Raw genomic sequence first — 15,231 nt, forward strand, 5'->3', positions numbered from 1 at the left:
TATAATACTGACCTTTGAAGCCGACGTGGTGAAATTGGTAGACACGCTATCTTGAGGGGGTAGTGGCGCAAGCTGTGCGAGTTCGAGTCTCGCCGTCGGCACCAAAAAAAGCCTGCATGAAAGCAGGTATGAAAATACGTAAAGGGGATATGACAGCAAGCTGGAACAGCGGCTGAGATTGTCCAGTCGAGCCAGCAAGGCGGCGCCGAGCTGGCTTTTTTACGGCAACGAAGAGGCGAAACAAAGGCTTCAACGTACATACAAAGCCAGCTTGCTTTGCAAGCCAGCCGGATGCAAAGACCGGCAGCAGGTGTATCATGTGCGCGGTTGCGGTTTTTGCGTATGTAATGTTCAACGATGGGACTTTATTGTGAACCTCGAGAATTATTTTCCAGTCCTCCTCTTCATCATCGTCGGCGTCGCCGTCGGCGTGCTGCCCCAGGTCCTGGGGCGTTTGCTTGGCCCGCATAAGCCGGATGACGCCAAGCTCAGTCCATATGAATGCGGCTTTGAAGCGTTTGAAGATGCGCGTATGAAGTTTGACGTGCGCTACTACCTGGTCGCTATCCTTTTCATTCTGTTCGATCTCGAAACCGCGTTTTTCTTCCCCTGGGGCGTTTCCATGCGCGAGCTGGGGTGGAGCGGTTTTGTCACGATGCTGGTCTTCATTGCAGAATTTGCAGTGGGTTTTTGGTACATCTGGAAGAAAGGCGCCCTGGATTGGGAGTGAGCCATGTCAATCATTGAAGGTAAATTGAACCAAGGTTTCATCACCACGTCGGCTGACAAGCTGATCAACTGGACGCGCACCGGCTCTTTGTGGCCGATGACGTTCGGTTTGGCCTGCTGTGCGGTGGAGATGATGCAAGCCGGCGCTTCGCGCTATGACCTGGACCGCTTCGGCGTCGTGTTCCGTCCCTCGCCACGGCAGGCGGACGTGATGATCGTGGCCGGCACGCTGTGCAATAAGATGGCGCCGGCCCTGCGCAAGGTCTATGATCAAATGTCTGAACCGCGCTGGGTGATCTCGATGGGCAGTTGCGCCAATGGCGGCGGCTACTATCATTATTCTTACTCCGTGGTTCGGGGTTGTGATCGCATCGTGCCGGTCGATATTTATGTGCCGGGCTGTCCGCCGACCGCCGAGGCGCTGCTGTACGGCATTCTGCAATTGCAAAACAAGATCAAGCGCACCAACACCATTGCGCGTATCTGATGGGCCATCATGACGACGAAAATCGAAACATTGGCGGCGCGGCTTGAACAGCATCTGGGGTCGCGCCTGCAAAAAATCAAGAGCGCATTGGGCGAAGTCACGATAGAAGTCAAAGCGGCTGACTATTTGGACGTGATGCAGCAATTGCGTGACCTGCCGGAATTGCGCTTTGAAGAATTGATCGACCTGTGCGGCCTCGATTATCAAACCTGGGGCGACGGAGTCTGGGATGGCGCGCGTTTTGCCGCTGTCACGCATCTGCTGTCGATCGCAAACAACTGGCGTTTGCGCGTGCGCGTGTTCGCGCCGGACGACGATATGCCGGTGGTGCCGTCGGTGACCGGCATCTGGGCCGCCGCCGGCTGGTATGAGCGCGAAGCCTTCGATATGTACGGCATCCTGTTTGAAGGCCATGCCGATCTGCGCCGCATTCTGACTGACTATGGTTTCATCGGCCACCCCTTCCGCAAAGACTTCCCGGTTTCCGGTTATGTAGAAATGAAATACGACGAGCAATTGAAGCGCGTCGTGTACCAACCGGTGACAATTGAACCGCGCGAAAATGTGCCGCGCGTGATCCGCGAAGAAACTTACGGGGTCAAATAATGGCTGATATTAAAAACTACACACTGAACTTTGGCCCCCAGCACCCGGCTGCGCACGGTGTGTTGCGTTTGGTGCTTGAACTTGACGGCGAAGTGATTCAACGCGCCGATCCGCATATCGGTCTGCTGCATCGCGCCACCGAAAAACTGGCTGAGCAGCGCACCTTCCTGCAATCCGTTCCCTATATGGACCGGCTCGACTACGTGTCGATGATGAGTAATGAACACGCGTATGTGATGGCGATTGAACGCATGCTGGGCATCGAAGTGCCGCTGCGCGCGCAATACATCCGCGTCATGTTTGACGAAATCACCCGCCTGCTCAACCACCTGATGTGGCTGGGCGCGCACGCGCTGGACGTGGGCGCGATGACGGTGTTTTTGTACGCCTTCCGTGAGCGTGAAGATTTGATGGACTGCTACGAAGCGGTGTCCGGCGCGCGCATGCACGCCGCCTACTACCGTCCGGGCGGGGTGTACCGTGATCTGCCGGCCAAGATGCCGCAGCACAAAGCCTCCATCATGCGCAATCAAAAAGCGATTGATGAACTCAACGCCAACCGCCAAGGTTCGCTGCTCGACTTCATTGAAGACTTCACGCGCCGTTTCCCGACCTATGTCGATGAATATGAAACCCTGCTGACCGATAACCGGATCTGGAAACAGCGTCTGGTCGGCATCGGCGTGGTGTCGCCTGAGCGGGCGATGGCGATGGGCTTCACCGGCCCCATGCTGCGCGGCTCCGGCATCGCCTGGGATTTGCGTAAAAAGCAGCCGTATGAAGTGTACGACCGCATGGACTTTGATATTCCGCTGGGCACGAATGGCGATTGCTATGACCGCTATCTGGTGCGGGTGGAGGAAATGCGTCAATCCAACCGCATCATCAAGCAATGCGTGGACTGGCTGCGCGCCAATCCCGGCCCGGTGATTTCCGATAATCACAAAGTGGCGCCGCCTTCGCGCGTGGACATGAAGTCGAATATGGAAGAGCTGATCCATCACTTCAAACTGTTCACCGAAGGCTTCCATGTGCCGGCTGGCGAAGCTTATGCGGCAGTGGAGCATCCGAAGGGCGAATTCGGGATTTATCTGATGTCCGATGGCGGCAATAAACCTTACCGCTTGAAGATCCGCGCCCCGGGCTTCCCGCATTTGCAGGGACTCGATGAAATGGCCAAGGGGCATATGATCGCCGACGCCGTGACCATCATCGGCACCCAGGATATCGTGTTTGGCGAAATTGACCGCTAACCAGTGCATGCGCGCATGCGAACAGAGGCAAATAATGTTGTTATCAGAGCTTGCTTATAAAAAAATCGACCGCGAGGTCGCCAAATATCCGCCCGAGCAAAAGCAATCGGCGGTGATGGCGGCGTTGGCGATCGCTCAGGATGAAACCGGCTGGTTGCCGCCGGAAGTGTTGCAGGATGTCGCTGACTATCTCGGCATGCCGGCTATCGCGGTGCAGGAAGTGGCGACTTTCTACAATATGTACAACACCAAGCCGGTGGGCAAACACAAGATTTCGGTTTGCACCAATCTGCCTTGCGCCCTGTCCGGCGGCGAGCGCGCCGCCCACTACCTCAAGGAAAAGCTGGGCGTGGATTACAAAGAAACCACGGCTGATGGCGAATTCACCTTGATCGAAGGCGAGTGCATGGGCGCTTGCGGCGATGCGCCGGTGCTCTTGGTCAACAACAAGCGCATGTGCTCCTTCATGTCGCACGAAAAGATCGACGGCTTGCTGGATGAATTGAAAGGAGGCAAGAAATGACTTGCCTGCATGGACGCCATATCAAACCGCTGATCCTGGCCGGATTGGACGGACAAAACTGGCATCTGGAAGATTATGTCAAGCGCGGCGGCTATCAAAGCCTGCGCAAAATCCTGACCGAAGGCATGACCCCGGAACAGGTGATCGCCGAATTGAAAGCCTCTTCGCTGCGCGGGCGCGGCGGCGCCGGTTTCCCGACCGGCTTGAAATGGTCTTTCATGCCGCGTCAATTCGCTGGCCAGAAATACCTGGTGTGCAATACCGATGAAGGCGAACCGGGCACATTCAAAGACCGCGACATCATCCGCTACAACCCGCACGCCCTGATTGAAGGCATGGCGATTGGCGCGTTTGCGATGGGCATCACGGTCGGCTACAACTACATCCACGGCGAAATTTTTGCCGACTACCTGCGCTTTGATGAAGCGCTGGAAGAAGCGCGCGCCGCCGGCATGCTGGGCGACAACATCATGGGCAGCAATTTTTCATTCCAGCTGCACGCCTTCCATGGCTATGGCGCCTACATCTGCGGCGAGGAAACTGCCTTGCTGGAATCGCTGGAAGGCAAAAAAGGCCAGCCGCGCTTCAAGCCGCCGTTCCCGGCCAGCTTCGGCCTGTATGGCAAGCCGACCACGATTAACAACACCGAAACCTTCGCCGCCGTGCCTTTCATCATCGCCATGGGCGGTGAGAATTACGCCGCGCTGGGCAAGCCCAACAATGGCGGCACCAAGATTTTCTCGATGTCGGGCGATATCGCCAAGCCGGGCAATTATGAAGTGCCGCTGGGCACCCCGTTTGCCGATCTGCTGGAACTGGCCGGCGGCATGCGCGATGGTAAAAAGATCAAGGCTGTGATCCCGGGCGGCTCCTCGATGCCGGTGCTGCCGGGCGATGTGATGATGGCCACCGACATGGATTACGACTCAATCGCCAAAGCCGGCTCGATGCTGGGTTCGGGCGCGGTGATCGTGATGGACGAAACGCGTTGCATGGTGAAATCGCTGCTGCGTTTGTCTTACTTCTATTTTGAAGAATCCTGCGGTCAGTGCACCCCATGCCGTGAAGGCACGGGCTGGTTGTACAAGATGGTGCACAGAATCGAACACGGCCAGGGCCGTCCGGATGATCTGGACATGCTCAACCGTATCGCCGACAACATCCAGGGCCGCACCATTTGCGCGCTGGGCGATGCGGCGGCAATGCCGGTGCGTGCCATGATCAAGCACTTCCGTGAAGAATTTGCATACCACATCGAGCACAAACGGTGCTTGGTTCCCGCTTACGTATAAAGCTGTCAGGCCAAAGTAAAACCATGGTTGAAATCGAAATCGACGGTAAGAAGGTGGAAGTGCCACCCGGCAGCATGGTGATGGATGCTGCCAACAAGGTGGGCACATACATTCCTCATTTCTGTTACCACAAAAAACTGTCCATCGCGGCCAACTGCCGCATGTGCTTGGTCGAGGTTGAAAAAGCGCCGAAACCATTGCCTGCCTGCGCCACCCCGGTCGCAGCCGGCATGATCGTGCGTTCCAACAGCGAAAAAGCGGTGCAAGCGCAAAAGAGCGTGATGGAATTCCTGTTGATTAACCACCCGCTGGACTGCCCGATCTGCGATCAGGGCGGCGAATGCCAGTTGCAGGACTTGGCGATGGGCTATGGCCCCTCGGCTTCCCGCTACCAGGAAGAAAAGCGCGTGGTGTTCCACAAGAATGTCGGCCCGCTGATCTCGATGGAAGAGATGAGCCGCTGCATCCACTGCACCCGCTGCGTGCGCTTCGGCCAGGAAATCGCCGGCGTGATGGAACTGGGCATGCTCAATCGCGGCGAGCACTCGGAAATCACGTCCTTCGTCGGCAAAACGGTCGATTCCGAACTCTCGGGCAATATGATTGATCTGTGCCCGGTCGGCGCCCTGACTTCCAAGCCGTTCCGCTATTCCGCCCGCACCTGGGAATTGGGCCGCCGCAAATCGGTCAGCCCGCATGATGCAGTCGGCGCGAATCTGATCGTGCAAGTCAAAAACAACCAGGTCAAGCGCGTTGTGCCGCTGGAAAATGAAGCGGTCAATGAATGCTGGATTTCCGATAAAGACCGTTTCTCCTACGAAGCCTTGAACAGCGAAGAACGCTTGCAACAGCCGATGTTGAAGCAGGGCGGTCAATGGCAAACCGTGGATTGGAAAACCGCGCTCGAATACGTCGCGCACGGCTTGCGCAACATCCGCCACGAACATGGCGCGGACGCAATCGGCGCCCTGGTCAGCCCGCATGCCACGCTGGAAGAAATGGCCCTGGCGGCGAAACTGATGCGCGCAATCGGCAGCGACAACATCGACAGCCGCCTGCGCCAGTCTGATTTTTCGCTGGATGGCAAGATCAAGCCATGGCTTGGTATGCACATCGAAGAACTGGGCCATATGGAACGTGTGCTGGTGATCGGCGCCTTCCTGCGTAAAGATCATCCGCTCTTGTCCGCGCGCCTGCGCCAAGCCGTGAAACACGGCGCCAAGCTGATGCTGGTGCATGGCTGCGACGACGACAATCTGATCCCGGCTGCCGCCAAGATGATTGCCGCGCCGTCTGATTGGCTGGCGGCCTTATCGAAAATCGTGGTCGCCCTGGCGGCGCGCAAACAAATCGCCGCACCGGCTGGCTTTGACGCCGTGCAAGCCGATGACGCCGCGCACAAAATCGCCGAATTGCTGGATGGCGGCGAAGGCCGCGCCATCTTGCTGGGCAATGCCGCCGTCGCCCATCCCGAATACGCCAAGCTGCATGCCGCCGCCGAATGGATTGCCGCCAACAGCGGGGCCAAATTCGGCGTACTGGGTGAAGCCGCCAACAGCGTCGGCGCCTATCTGGCCAAAGCCGTGCCGCAAGACAAGGGCGCGAACGCATTCGACATGATCGCCAAGCCGCGCAAAGCCTATCTGGTGTTGCACGCCGAAGCCGAGCGCGATTGCCACGACACGCGCGCCGCCGCAGCAGCCATGCAGGCAGCGGAAATGGTGGTGCTGATGTCGCCGTTCAAGCAGGGCATGGACTATGCCGACGTGATTCTGCCGGTGGCCCCGTTCACGGAAACCGCAGGCAGCTTTGTGAATTGCGAAGGCCGTTTGCAAAGCTTCCAGGGCGTCGTCAAGGCGCTGGGCGAAACCCGTCCGGCATGGAAAGTTTTGCGCGTGCTGGGCAATCTGCTCGACGCACCGGGTTTTGATTACGACAGCGCAGAGCAGGTGCGCGCCGAAATCACCAAGGTTGCGCATGGCGAATTGATCAGCGGCCTGAACAACCAATCCGGCCTCGCACCGCAAGCCGGGCAAGCCGCCGGCGGACTGCAACGTCTGGCCGATGTGCCGATTTATTTTGCCGATGCGCTGGTGCGCCGCGCGCCGTCGCTGCAAGCCACCGCCGACGCCAAAGCGCCGCGCGCCCTGATGAACCAAGCCACCCTCGCCAAGCATGGCCTGCAAGCCGGCGACGCCGTCACCGTGCGTCAAGGGCAGGGCAGCGCCAGTCTGTTGGCCGCATTGCACGCCGGCCTGCCGGATGATGTGGTGCGTATCGCCGCCGCACATGAAAGCACGGCGCAACTGGGTGCCATGTTTGGCGCTGTGACGCTGGAAAAAGGGAAGGGGGCGTAATGGATCAATTGTTGACCCTGGTGCACAAGTTTGGCTTGGACAATCTTGGCTCGCTCTGGATTCCGCTGTGGACGCTGATCAAAATCGTGGCCATCGTGGCCCCGTTGATGATTTGCGTGGCCTACCTCACTTTGTGGGAACGCAAAATGATCGGCTGGATGCAAGTGCGTCACGGCCCCAACCGCGTCGGTTACGGCTTGCTGCAACCGATTGCAGACGGCGTCAAGCTGCTGCTCAAAGAAATCATTTTGCCGGCGCGCTCGAATAAAGCGCTGTTCATTCTGGCCCCGATCATGACCATCATGCCGGCGCTGGCGTGCTGGGCGGTGATCCCGTTCGGCCCGGAAGCCGTGCTGGCGAATGTCAACGCCGGTTTGCTGTTATTGATGGCGATTGCCTCGGTGGAAGTGTATGGCGTGATCATCGCCGGCTGGGCCTCCAACTCGAAATACTCTTTCCTGGGCGCCATGCGCGCTTCGGCGCAGATGGTGTCGTATGAAATCCCGATGGGTTTTGTATTGGTGATCGTATTGATGGTGTCGGGCAGCCTGAACTTCATCGACATCGTGAAATCGCAAGGCGCCGGCTGGGGTGCGGAAAATGGCCTGACCTTCCTGTCCTGGAACTGGTTGCCGTTGCTGCCGATGTTCTTTGTGTACATCATTTCCGGCATCGCCGAAACCAACCGCCATCCGTTTGACGTGGTGGAAGGCGAATCGGAAATCGTCGCCGGCCATATGGTGGAATACTCGGGCATGTCGTTCGCCATGTTCTTCCTGGCGGAATACGCAAACATGATTTTGATTTCCGTGGTGGCCGTGTTGATGTTCCTGGGCGGCTGGATGGCCCCGGTGGCTTTCCTGGACTTCATCCCGGGGTGGATCTGGCTGGGTCTGAAGACCTTCTTCGTGGTCTCGATTTTCCTTTGGGTGCGCGCTTCCTTCCCGCGTTACCGCTATGACCAGATCATGCGTTTAGGCTGGAAAATCTTCATCCCGCTGACGCTGGGCTATCTGGTGTTCGTCGCAGCGTGGATGCAAAGCCCATGGAATATCTGGAAATAATGCGAGGAAAATCATGAATGCAATACGGGATTTTTTCCGCACCTGGGTCTTGTTTGAATTGTTCAAGGGGCTGGCGCTGACCGGTCGCTATCTGTTCGCACGCAAGATCACGGTGCAATATCCGGAAGAGAAGACGCCGATGTCGCCGCGCTTCCGTGGCCTGCACGCGTTGCGCCGCTATCCAAATGGCGAGGAACGCTGCATTGCCTGCAAACTGTGTGAAGCGGTTTGCCCGGCGATGGCGATCACCATCGAATCCGAGCAGCGCGCTGACGGCAGCCGCCGCACCACGCGTTACGACATCGACCTGACCAAGTGCATCTTCTGCGGTTTCTGCGAAGAATCCTGCCCGGTCGATTCGATTGTGGAAACGCATATTTTTGAATACCACGGCGAAAAACGCGGCGACTTGTACTACACCAAGGAAATGCTGCTGGCGATTGGCGACCGTTACGAACAGGATATTGCGGCGGCGCGTCAAGCGGACGCCCAATACCGCTAACCGAACCGGGAATCACAGGCTTATGGACTTCAAAACTGCCTTGTTCTATGTATTTGCACTGGTGCTGTGCATCGCCGCCTTGCGCACGATCACAGCCAAAAACCCGGTGCATGCGGCGCTGTTTTTAGTGCTGTCTTTCTTTTCCGCCGCCGGCATCTGGATGCTGCTGAAAGCGGAATTCCTGGCCATTGTGCTGGTGCTGGTGTATGTCGGCGCGGTCATGGTGCTGTTCCTGTTCGTGGTGATGATGCTCGATATTGATATTGCGCGGATGCGCGAAGGCTTCTGGCAATCCTTCCCGCTGGCGGCGACAGTCGGCGTGATCATCGTGCTGGAAATGGCGGCGGTCTTGCTGCGCGGCTTCTGGAGCCCGGATCAGCAAGCCCCGGCGGCGGCGGCCACGATCGGCGGCACCAAGGAGCTGGGTCTGCAAATCTTCACCAAATACATCTTCGCCTTTGAAGTGGCGGCGGTGGTGCTGCTGGTGGCGATCATCGCGGCTGTCGCGCTGACCTTGCGCCGTCGTAAAGACGCCAAATACTTCTCGCCGGGCGATGCCGTCAAGGTGAAAGCCGCTGACCGTCTGCGCGTGGTGAAAATGCAAGCCGAAGTCGAACGCGCGCCAGGCGCCGACAGTGCGCAATAAGGACCGGGAGACGCTATGACATTGACTCTGACACACTACCTGATCCTGGGCGCAATTCTGTTTGCGATTTCGGTGATCGGCATCTTTTTGAACCGCAAGAACATTATCGTGCTGTTGATGGCGATTGAATTGATGCTGCTGGCGGTGAATATGAATTTCATTGCCTTCTCGCACTATCTGGGCGATGCGGCTGGACAGATTTTTGTCTTTTTCATACTTACCGTGGCGGCGGCGGAATCCGCGATTGGTCTGGCGATTCTGGTGGTGATGTTCCGTAATCTGGATACCATCAACGTCGAAGATTTGGATAGCCTCAAAGGCTGATCGGCTCAACATAACAACACGAAAGTACAGATATGGCAGGGCAACTTAACCCTAACCTCTTGCTTGCTATCCCACTGGCGCCGCTGGCCGGCGCCATGGTGGCCGGCCTGCTTGGCACCCGCTTCTTTGGCAATCTGGTGGGGCGCAAGGTCTCGCACAGTGCGACCATTCTCGGTGTGCTGATCGCCTTCGTGCTGTCCTTCCTGACTCTGCAGGATGTGTTAGCCGGAGCGAAATTCAACGAGACCATTTATACCTGGATGACAGTAGCCGGCTTGAAGCTGGAAGTCGGCTTCCTGGTGGACAGCCTGACCGCCACCATGATGTGCGTGGTCACCTTCGTCTCCCTGATGGTGCATATTTACACCATCGGCTATATGGAAGAGGACGAAGGCTATAACCGCTTCTTCTCCTACATCTCGCTGTTTACCTTCTCGATGCTGATGCTGGTGATGTCGAACAACTTCCTGCAACTGTTCTTCGGTTGGGAAGCGGTCGGCCTGGTGTCGTATCTCCTGATCGGTTTCTGGTACAAACGCCCGACCGCGATCTTTGCGAATATGAAAGCCTTCCTGGTCAACCGCGTGGGCGACTTCGGCTTCATTCTCGGCATCGGTCTGGTGCTGGCCTACACCGGCAGCCTGAACTACGCCGAAGTGTTCGACAAGAAAAACGCGATGGTGCAGGCGATGTTGCCCGGCACCACCTGGATGGTGGTGACGGTCGCCTGTATCTGCCTGTTCATCGGCGCGATGGGTAAATCGGCCCAATTCCCGCTGCACGTCTGGCTGCCGGACTCGATGGAAGGCCCGACCCCGATTTCCGCCCTGATTCACGCCGCGACCATGGTGACCGCCGGCATTTTCATGGTGGCGCGCATGTCGCCGCTGTTTGAATTGTCCGACGCCGCCTTGTCCTTCGTGCTGGTGATCGGCTCCATCACCGCGCTGTTCATGGGCTTTATGGGCATCATCCAAAACGACATCAAGCGCGTGGTGGCGTACTCCACCCTGTCGCAGCTCGGCTATATGACGGTCGCGCTGGGCGCTTCCGCCTACTCGGTGGCGGTATTCCATCTGATGACGCACGCTTTCTTCAAAGCCTTGCTGTTCCTGGCTGCCGGTTCGGTGATTATCGGCATGCACCATGATCAGGACATCCGCAACATGGGCGGCTTGCGCAAATATATGCCGATTACCTGGATTACCTCCCTGATCGGTTCGCTGGCCCTGATCGGCACCCCCTTCCTGTCCGGCTTCTACTCCAAGGACACGATTATTGAAGCGGTGGCGCTGACCAATATTCCGGGCGCAGGCTTTGCCAAGTTCGCGGTGCTGGCCGGCGTGTTCGTCACCGCCTTCTACTCCTTCCGTATGTACTTCCTGGTGTTCCACGGCGAAGAGCGTTTCGGCAAGGCGCATGATCACGGCCACGGCCATGACGATCATCATGACGACCATCACCACGGTCTGGCCCCGGGTCAGAAACCGCATGAGTCGCCATGGGTGGTGACGCTGCCTTTGATTTTGCTGGCGATTCCGTCCGCCTTCATCGGCTTCTTCACCGATGGCCCGATGCTGTTTGAACACTTCTTTGACGGCGTGATCATGGTGGACAATGAACACCATCCGGCAATGGCTGAATTGGCTAAACATTTCCATGGCCCGCTGGCGATGGCGCTGCACGGCTTTACCACCTTGCCGTTCTTCCTGGCCGCAGCAGGTGTCGCCACCTCCTGGTACTTCTATATGAAGAAGCCGTCGATTCCGGCCGCAATCAAAGAACGTTTCAGCTTCCTGTACACGGTTCTGGACAATAAGTACTACATGGATAAATTCAACGAAGTCGTATTTGCCGGCGGCGCCCGCTTATTGGGGCGCGGTTTGTGGCAATTCGGCGACCGTGCGTTAATTGATGGTCTGATCAATGGCGCGGCAGGTTTGACCGGCTGGGTGGCGCGTCTGGTGCGCACCTTCCAAACCGGTTTCATCTATCACTACGCATTCCTGATGATTTTGGGCGTGGTCGGTTTGTTGACGTATTTCATGTGGCACGAGCACCTGTTCATGTTCGCAGGCGCAGTGGCGAAGTAAATCAGCTAAGCATTGGCAAAACAACCATGAATTTTCCTTTATCCGACTCGATTCTCAGCCAGGCAATATGGTGTCCCATCCTGTTTGGCTGCCTGGTCTTGCTGCTTGGGCGTGACGAGCGCGCCTCAATGACGCGCTGGCTGGCGCTGATCGGCGCTGTGATCAGCCTGATCGTCACGCTGCCGCTGATCTCCAACTTCGACGCTGCCGCGACCAGCATGCAGTTCGTTGAAAAACAGCCGTGGATTCAAAGCTTCGGCATCAATTACTACCTGGGGCTGGACGGCATTTCGATGTGGTTCGTCCCGCTCACCGCCTTCATCACCGTGGTGGTGGTGATTGCCGGCTGGGAAGTGATTGAAAAGAAGGTGGCCCAATATATGGGCGCCTTCCTGATCCTGTCCGGTTTGATGGTGGGTGTGTTCTGCGCGCTGGATGGCGTGTTGTTCTACATCTTCTTTGAAGCCACGCTGATCCCGATGTACGTCATCATCGGCGTCTGGGGCGGCCCGAATCGGGTGTACGCCAGCTTCAAGTTCTTCCTCTACACCCTGGCCGGCTCGCTGCTGACCCTGATCGCCTTGATCGTGCTGGCGCGCACTTCCGGCACCTTTGAAATCATGGAATGGCACAAGCTGTCGCTGCCGCTGGATGTGCAGAAATTGCTGTTCCTGGCCTTCCTGGCCGCGTTTGCGGTGAAAGTGCCGATGTGGCCGGTGCACACCTGGTTGCCGGATGCCCACGTTGAAGCGCCGACCGGCGGTTCGGTGGTGCTGGCGGCCATCATGTTGAAACTGGGCGCTTACGGCTTCCTGCGTTTCTCCATGCCCATCCTGCCGCAAGCCAGCCATTACTTTGCGCCGTTTATGATCACCCTGTCCCTGGTGGCGGTGATTTATGTCGGCCTGGTGGCATTGGTGCAAACCGATATGAAGAAACTGGTGGCGTATTCCTCGGTGGCGCATATGGGCTTTGTCACCCTGGGCTTTTTCACCTTCAATGATCTGGGCGTGCAAGGCGCGATCATGCAAATGATCTCCCACGGTTTTGTCTCCGGCGCGATGTTCCTCTGCATCGGCGTGCTGTATGACCGCGTGCACTCGCGTCAAATCGCCGATTACGGCGGGGTGGTCAACACCATGCCGCGCTTTGCCTTCTTCTTTGTGCTGTTCTCCATGGCCAACTGCGGCTTGCCGGCGACTTCCGGCTTCGTCGGTGAATTCATGGTGATTCTGGGCGCAGTGAAATACGATTTCGTGATCGGTCTGCTGGCCGCCACCGCTGTGATTTTGGGCGCCGCCTACTCACTGTGGATGGTCAAGCGCGTGATCTTCGGCGAAATCGGCAATGAAGAAGTGCGCAAGCTGCAGGATTTGAACAAACGTGAATTCTTCCTGCTGGGCGTACTGGCGATCTTCACGATCTGGATGGGTTGCTATCCGGCTCCGGTCACCGATGTGATGCAGACTTCGGTCAAGCAATTGCTTGAGCATGTCAACCATATCGCGCATTGATGACGCATGATGGGAAAAGCGAATGAATAACAGTCTCAATACTGAACAATTAAATCTGGCCTTGATGGCGCCGGAGCTGTTCTTGCTGGTCGCCTCGTGTGCGATTCTGCTCATCGATATGTATTTGCGCGATGGTAAGCGCTATATCACCTACTACCTGACCCTGGGCGTGCTGGCAATCGCCGGCATGCTGAGCTGGAACAGCTGGCAATCCGGCCAAACCGGTTATCTGTTCAACCACATGTTTGTGGTTGACCCGATGTCCGACCTGCTCAAAATGTTCTCCTATCTGGCGGTTGGCGTCACCCTGGTCTATTCGCGCCGTTACAGCTACTACCGAGGCATGCTGGGCGACACCCTGGGCGGTGAGTTTTATGTGCTGACCCTGTTTGCCTTGCTGGGCCAGATGGTGATGATTTCCGCCAGCAATTTCCTGTCCCTGTATCTGGGCCTGGAATTGATGTCGCTGTGTCTGTACGCCCTGGTCGCCTTGCGCCGCGATGCGCCGGTGTCCACCGAAGCCTCGATGAAATATTTCATTCTGGGCGCGCTGGCTTCCGGTTTCCTGCTGTATGGCATCTCGATGATGTATGGCGCCACCGGCACCCTGAATCTGTCTGAAGTGGCGCAAGTGGCGGCGTCGCCGACTGCCAACCGCATCGTGCTGGTGTTCGGCATTGTGTTCCTGGTGGCCGGTCTGGCCTTCAAACTCGGCGCCGTGCCTTTCCACATGTGGGTGCCGGACGTGTATCAGGGCGCGCCGACTTCGGTCACGCTGGTGCTGGGCGGCGCACCGAAATTGGCCGCATTCGCCATCTGCGTGCGTTTGCTGATTGAAGGCATGTCGCCGCTGGCGGTGGATTGGCAGCATATGCTCTTGATTCTGGCGGTGCTCTCGCTGGCGATCGGCAATCTGGCGGCAATCGCGCAAAGCAATATCAAGCGTATGCTGGCGTATTCCACCATCTCGCAAATGGGCTTCATGCTGCTGGGCTTGGCTTCCGGCGTGCTGGAAGGCAAGGAAAACAGCTGGAACTCCATGGCCGGCCCTTACAGCTCCGCCATGTTCTATGTGATTTCCTATGTGCTGGCGACCCTGGGCACATTCGGCATGGTGCTGCTGCTTTCGCGCACCGGCTTTGAAGCTGACAATCTGGATGACTTCAAAGGCTTGAATCAGCGCAGCCCCTGGTTTGCCTTCGTCATGCTGCTCTTGATGTTCTCGCTGGCCGGCATTCCGCCGCTGGTGGGCTTCTACGCCAAGTTCTCGATTTTGGCGGCAGTGGTGAATGCGCATGGCATGTGGCTGGCGGTGTTTGCCGTGCTGGCATCGCTGATCGGCGCTTTCTACTACCTGCGCGTGGTGAAGGTGATGTATTTCGACAAGCCGCTGGATAACAATCCCATCGTTTCGCATGTCGATATGCGCGTTTTGCTGTCGCTCAATGGTCTGGCGATTTTAGTGCTTGGCCTGATGCCTAACCGTCTGATGTCGGCTTGTCTGGACGCCGTCGTCAAAACCCTGTCCACCTGATGGATACCTCAAAAGCAGCCTGGCTGGTCATACTGGCCGGGCTTTTTTTCGCCAATCTGCCTTTCTTCACCCGGCGTCTGTTTTGCGTGTTCAAACTGGATAAGCAGAAAAATTTCGCCCTCCATATGCTGGAGTGGTTTGTGTTTTATCTGCTGCTCGGTCTGCTGGGCGCAGCGCTGGAAGGCGCAATCGGCAACCGCGCTGCGCAAGGCTGGGAGTTTTATGTAATCACGGCTTGTTTAATGCTGGTGTTTGCCTTTCCGGGATTTGTGTTCCGCTATCTGGTCAAGCGCTGAGCATTCGCCAA

At 57.3% G+C, this 15,231-nt stretch carries 15 protein-coding genes and 1 tRNA gene; all 16 read left to right on the forward strand.

All coding sequences use genetic code 11. From position 1 onward, the window contains the following. The first annotated feature begins 19 nt into the window (after positions 1 to 19). The 16 genes from V8J88_RS04340 (at position 20) to V8J88_RS04415 (ending at position 15,220) form a co-directional block, all read left to right on the forward strand. A tRNA-Leu gene (locus V8J88_RS04340) sits at positions 20 to 104 on the forward strand. Positions 105 to 370: 266 nt separating this feature from the next. Next, the gene (locus V8J88_RS04345) at positions 371 to 730 is read left to right on the forward strand and encodes an NADH-quinone oxidoreductase subunit A (RefSeq protein ID WP_338849833.1); all 360 of its coding nucleotides are present in this window, start codon (positions 371 to 373) and stop codon (positions 728 to 730) included. Between the two features lie 3 nt (positions 731 to 733). Then, a complete protein-coding gene (locus V8J88_RS04350; RefSeq protein ID WP_338848022.1) occupies positions 734 to 1,216 on the forward strand; it encodes an NADH-quinone oxidoreductase subunit B family protein in 483 nt (160 codons plus the stop codon). A gap of 9 nt (positions 1,217 to 1,225) precedes the next feature. Further along, a complete protein-coding gene (locus V8J88_RS04355; RefSeq protein WP_338848024.1) occupies positions 1,226 to 1,822 on the forward strand; it encodes an NADH-quinone oxidoreductase subunit C in 597 nt (198 codons plus the stop codon). Further along, the gene (locus V8J88_RS04360; protein WP_338848025.1) at positions 1,822 to 3,075 is read left to right on the forward strand and encodes an NADH-quinone oxidoreductase subunit D; all 1,254 of its coding nucleotides are present in this window, start codon (positions 1,822 to 1,824) and stop codon (positions 3,073 to 3,075) included. Before V8J88_RS04355 ends, V8J88_RS04360 begins: the two co-directional genes overlap by 1 nt. 34 nt (positions 3,076 to 3,109) lie before the next feature. Beyond that, positions 3,110 to 3,598 carry an NADH-quinone oxidoreductase subunit NuoE gene (gene nuoE, locus V8J88_RS04365; RefSeq protein ID WP_338848027.1) on the forward strand — a complete coding sequence of 163 codons (489 nt, stop codon included), beginning with the start codon at positions 3,110 to 3,112 and terminating at the stop codon, positions 3,596 to 3,598. Continuing rightward, entirely contained in the window at positions 3,595 to 4,890 is a 1,296-nt protein-coding gene (gene nuoF, locus V8J88_RS04370) for an NADH-quinone oxidoreductase subunit NuoF (RefSeq protein ID WP_338848028.1), read from the forward strand. The genes nuoE and nuoF overlap by 4 nt, the downstream gene beginning before the upstream one ends. A gap of 23 nt (positions 4,891 to 4,913) precedes the next feature. Beyond that, a complete protein-coding gene (nuoG, locus tag V8J88_RS04375) occupies positions 4,914 to 7,247 on the forward strand; it encodes an NADH-quinone oxidoreductase subunit NuoG (RefSeq protein ID WP_338848029.1) in 2,334 nt (777 codons plus the stop codon). Further along, positions 7,247 to 8,311, forward strand: coding sequence for an NADH-quinone oxidoreductase subunit NuoH (nuoH, locus tag V8J88_RS04380; protein ID WP_338848031.1), 1,065 nt, complete (start codon positions 7,247 to 7,249; stop codon positions 8,309 to 8,311). Before nuoG ends, nuoH begins: the two co-directional genes overlap by 1 nt. Before the next feature lie 13 nt (positions 8,312 to 8,324). Further along, positions 8,325 to 8,813, forward strand: coding sequence for an NADH-quinone oxidoreductase subunit NuoI (gene nuoI, locus V8J88_RS04385; RefSeq protein ID WP_338848032.1), 489 nt, complete (start codon positions 8,325 to 8,327; stop codon positions 8,811 to 8,813). A gap of 22 nt (positions 8,814 to 8,835) precedes the next feature. After that, the gene (locus tag V8J88_RS04390; RefSeq protein WP_338848033.1) at positions 8,836 to 9,459 is read left to right on the forward strand and encodes an NADH-quinone oxidoreductase subunit J; all 624 of its coding nucleotides are present in this window, start codon (positions 8,836 to 8,838) and stop codon (positions 9,457 to 9,459) included. A 15-nt stretch (positions 9,460 to 9,474) separates the two neighbouring features. Continuing rightward, positions 9,475 to 9,783 carry an NADH-quinone oxidoreductase subunit NuoK gene (gene nuoK / locus V8J88_RS04395; RefSeq protein WP_338848035.1) on the forward strand — a complete coding sequence of 103 codons (309 nt, stop codon included), beginning with the start codon at positions 9,475 to 9,477 and terminating at the stop codon, positions 9,781 to 9,783. Positions 9,784 to 9,815: 32 nt separating this feature from the next. Beyond that, positions 9,816 to 11,876 (forward strand): NADH-quinone oxidoreductase subunit L, encoded by a 2,061-nt coding sequence (gene nuoL / locus V8J88_RS04400; protein WP_338848036.1) that lies wholly within the window; start codon positions 9,816 to 9,818, stop codon positions 11,874 to 11,876. Positions 11,877 to 11,902: 26 nt separating this feature from the next. Further along, positions 11,903 to 13,390 carry an NADH-quinone oxidoreductase subunit M gene (locus V8J88_RS04405; protein ID WP_338848037.1) on the forward strand — a complete coding sequence of 496 codons (1,488 nt, stop codon included), beginning with the start codon at positions 11,903 to 11,905 and terminating at the stop codon, positions 13,388 to 13,390. A gap of 22 nt (positions 13,391 to 13,412) precedes the next feature. After that, positions 13,413 to 14,924, forward strand: a complete 1,512-nt coding sequence (nuoN, locus tag V8J88_RS04410) for an NADH-quinone oxidoreductase subunit NuoN (RefSeq protein WP_338848039.1) — start codon at positions 13,413 to 13,415, stop codon at positions 14,922 to 14,924. Further along, positions 14,924 to 15,220 carry a DUF2818 family protein gene (locus tag V8J88_RS04415; RefSeq protein WP_338848041.1) on the forward strand — a complete coding sequence of 99 codons (297 nt, stop codon included), beginning with the start codon at positions 14,924 to 14,926 and terminating at the stop codon, positions 15,218 to 15,220. Before nuoN ends, V8J88_RS04415 begins: the two co-directional genes overlap by 1 nt. Positions 15,221 to 15,231 lie beyond the last annotated feature (11 nt).

Origin of the sequence: Massilia sp. W12 (assembly GCF_037300705.1) — a bacterium.
Classification (GTDB): Bacteria; Pseudomonadota; Gammaproteobacteria; order Burkholderiales; family Burkholderiaceae_D; genus JACPVY01.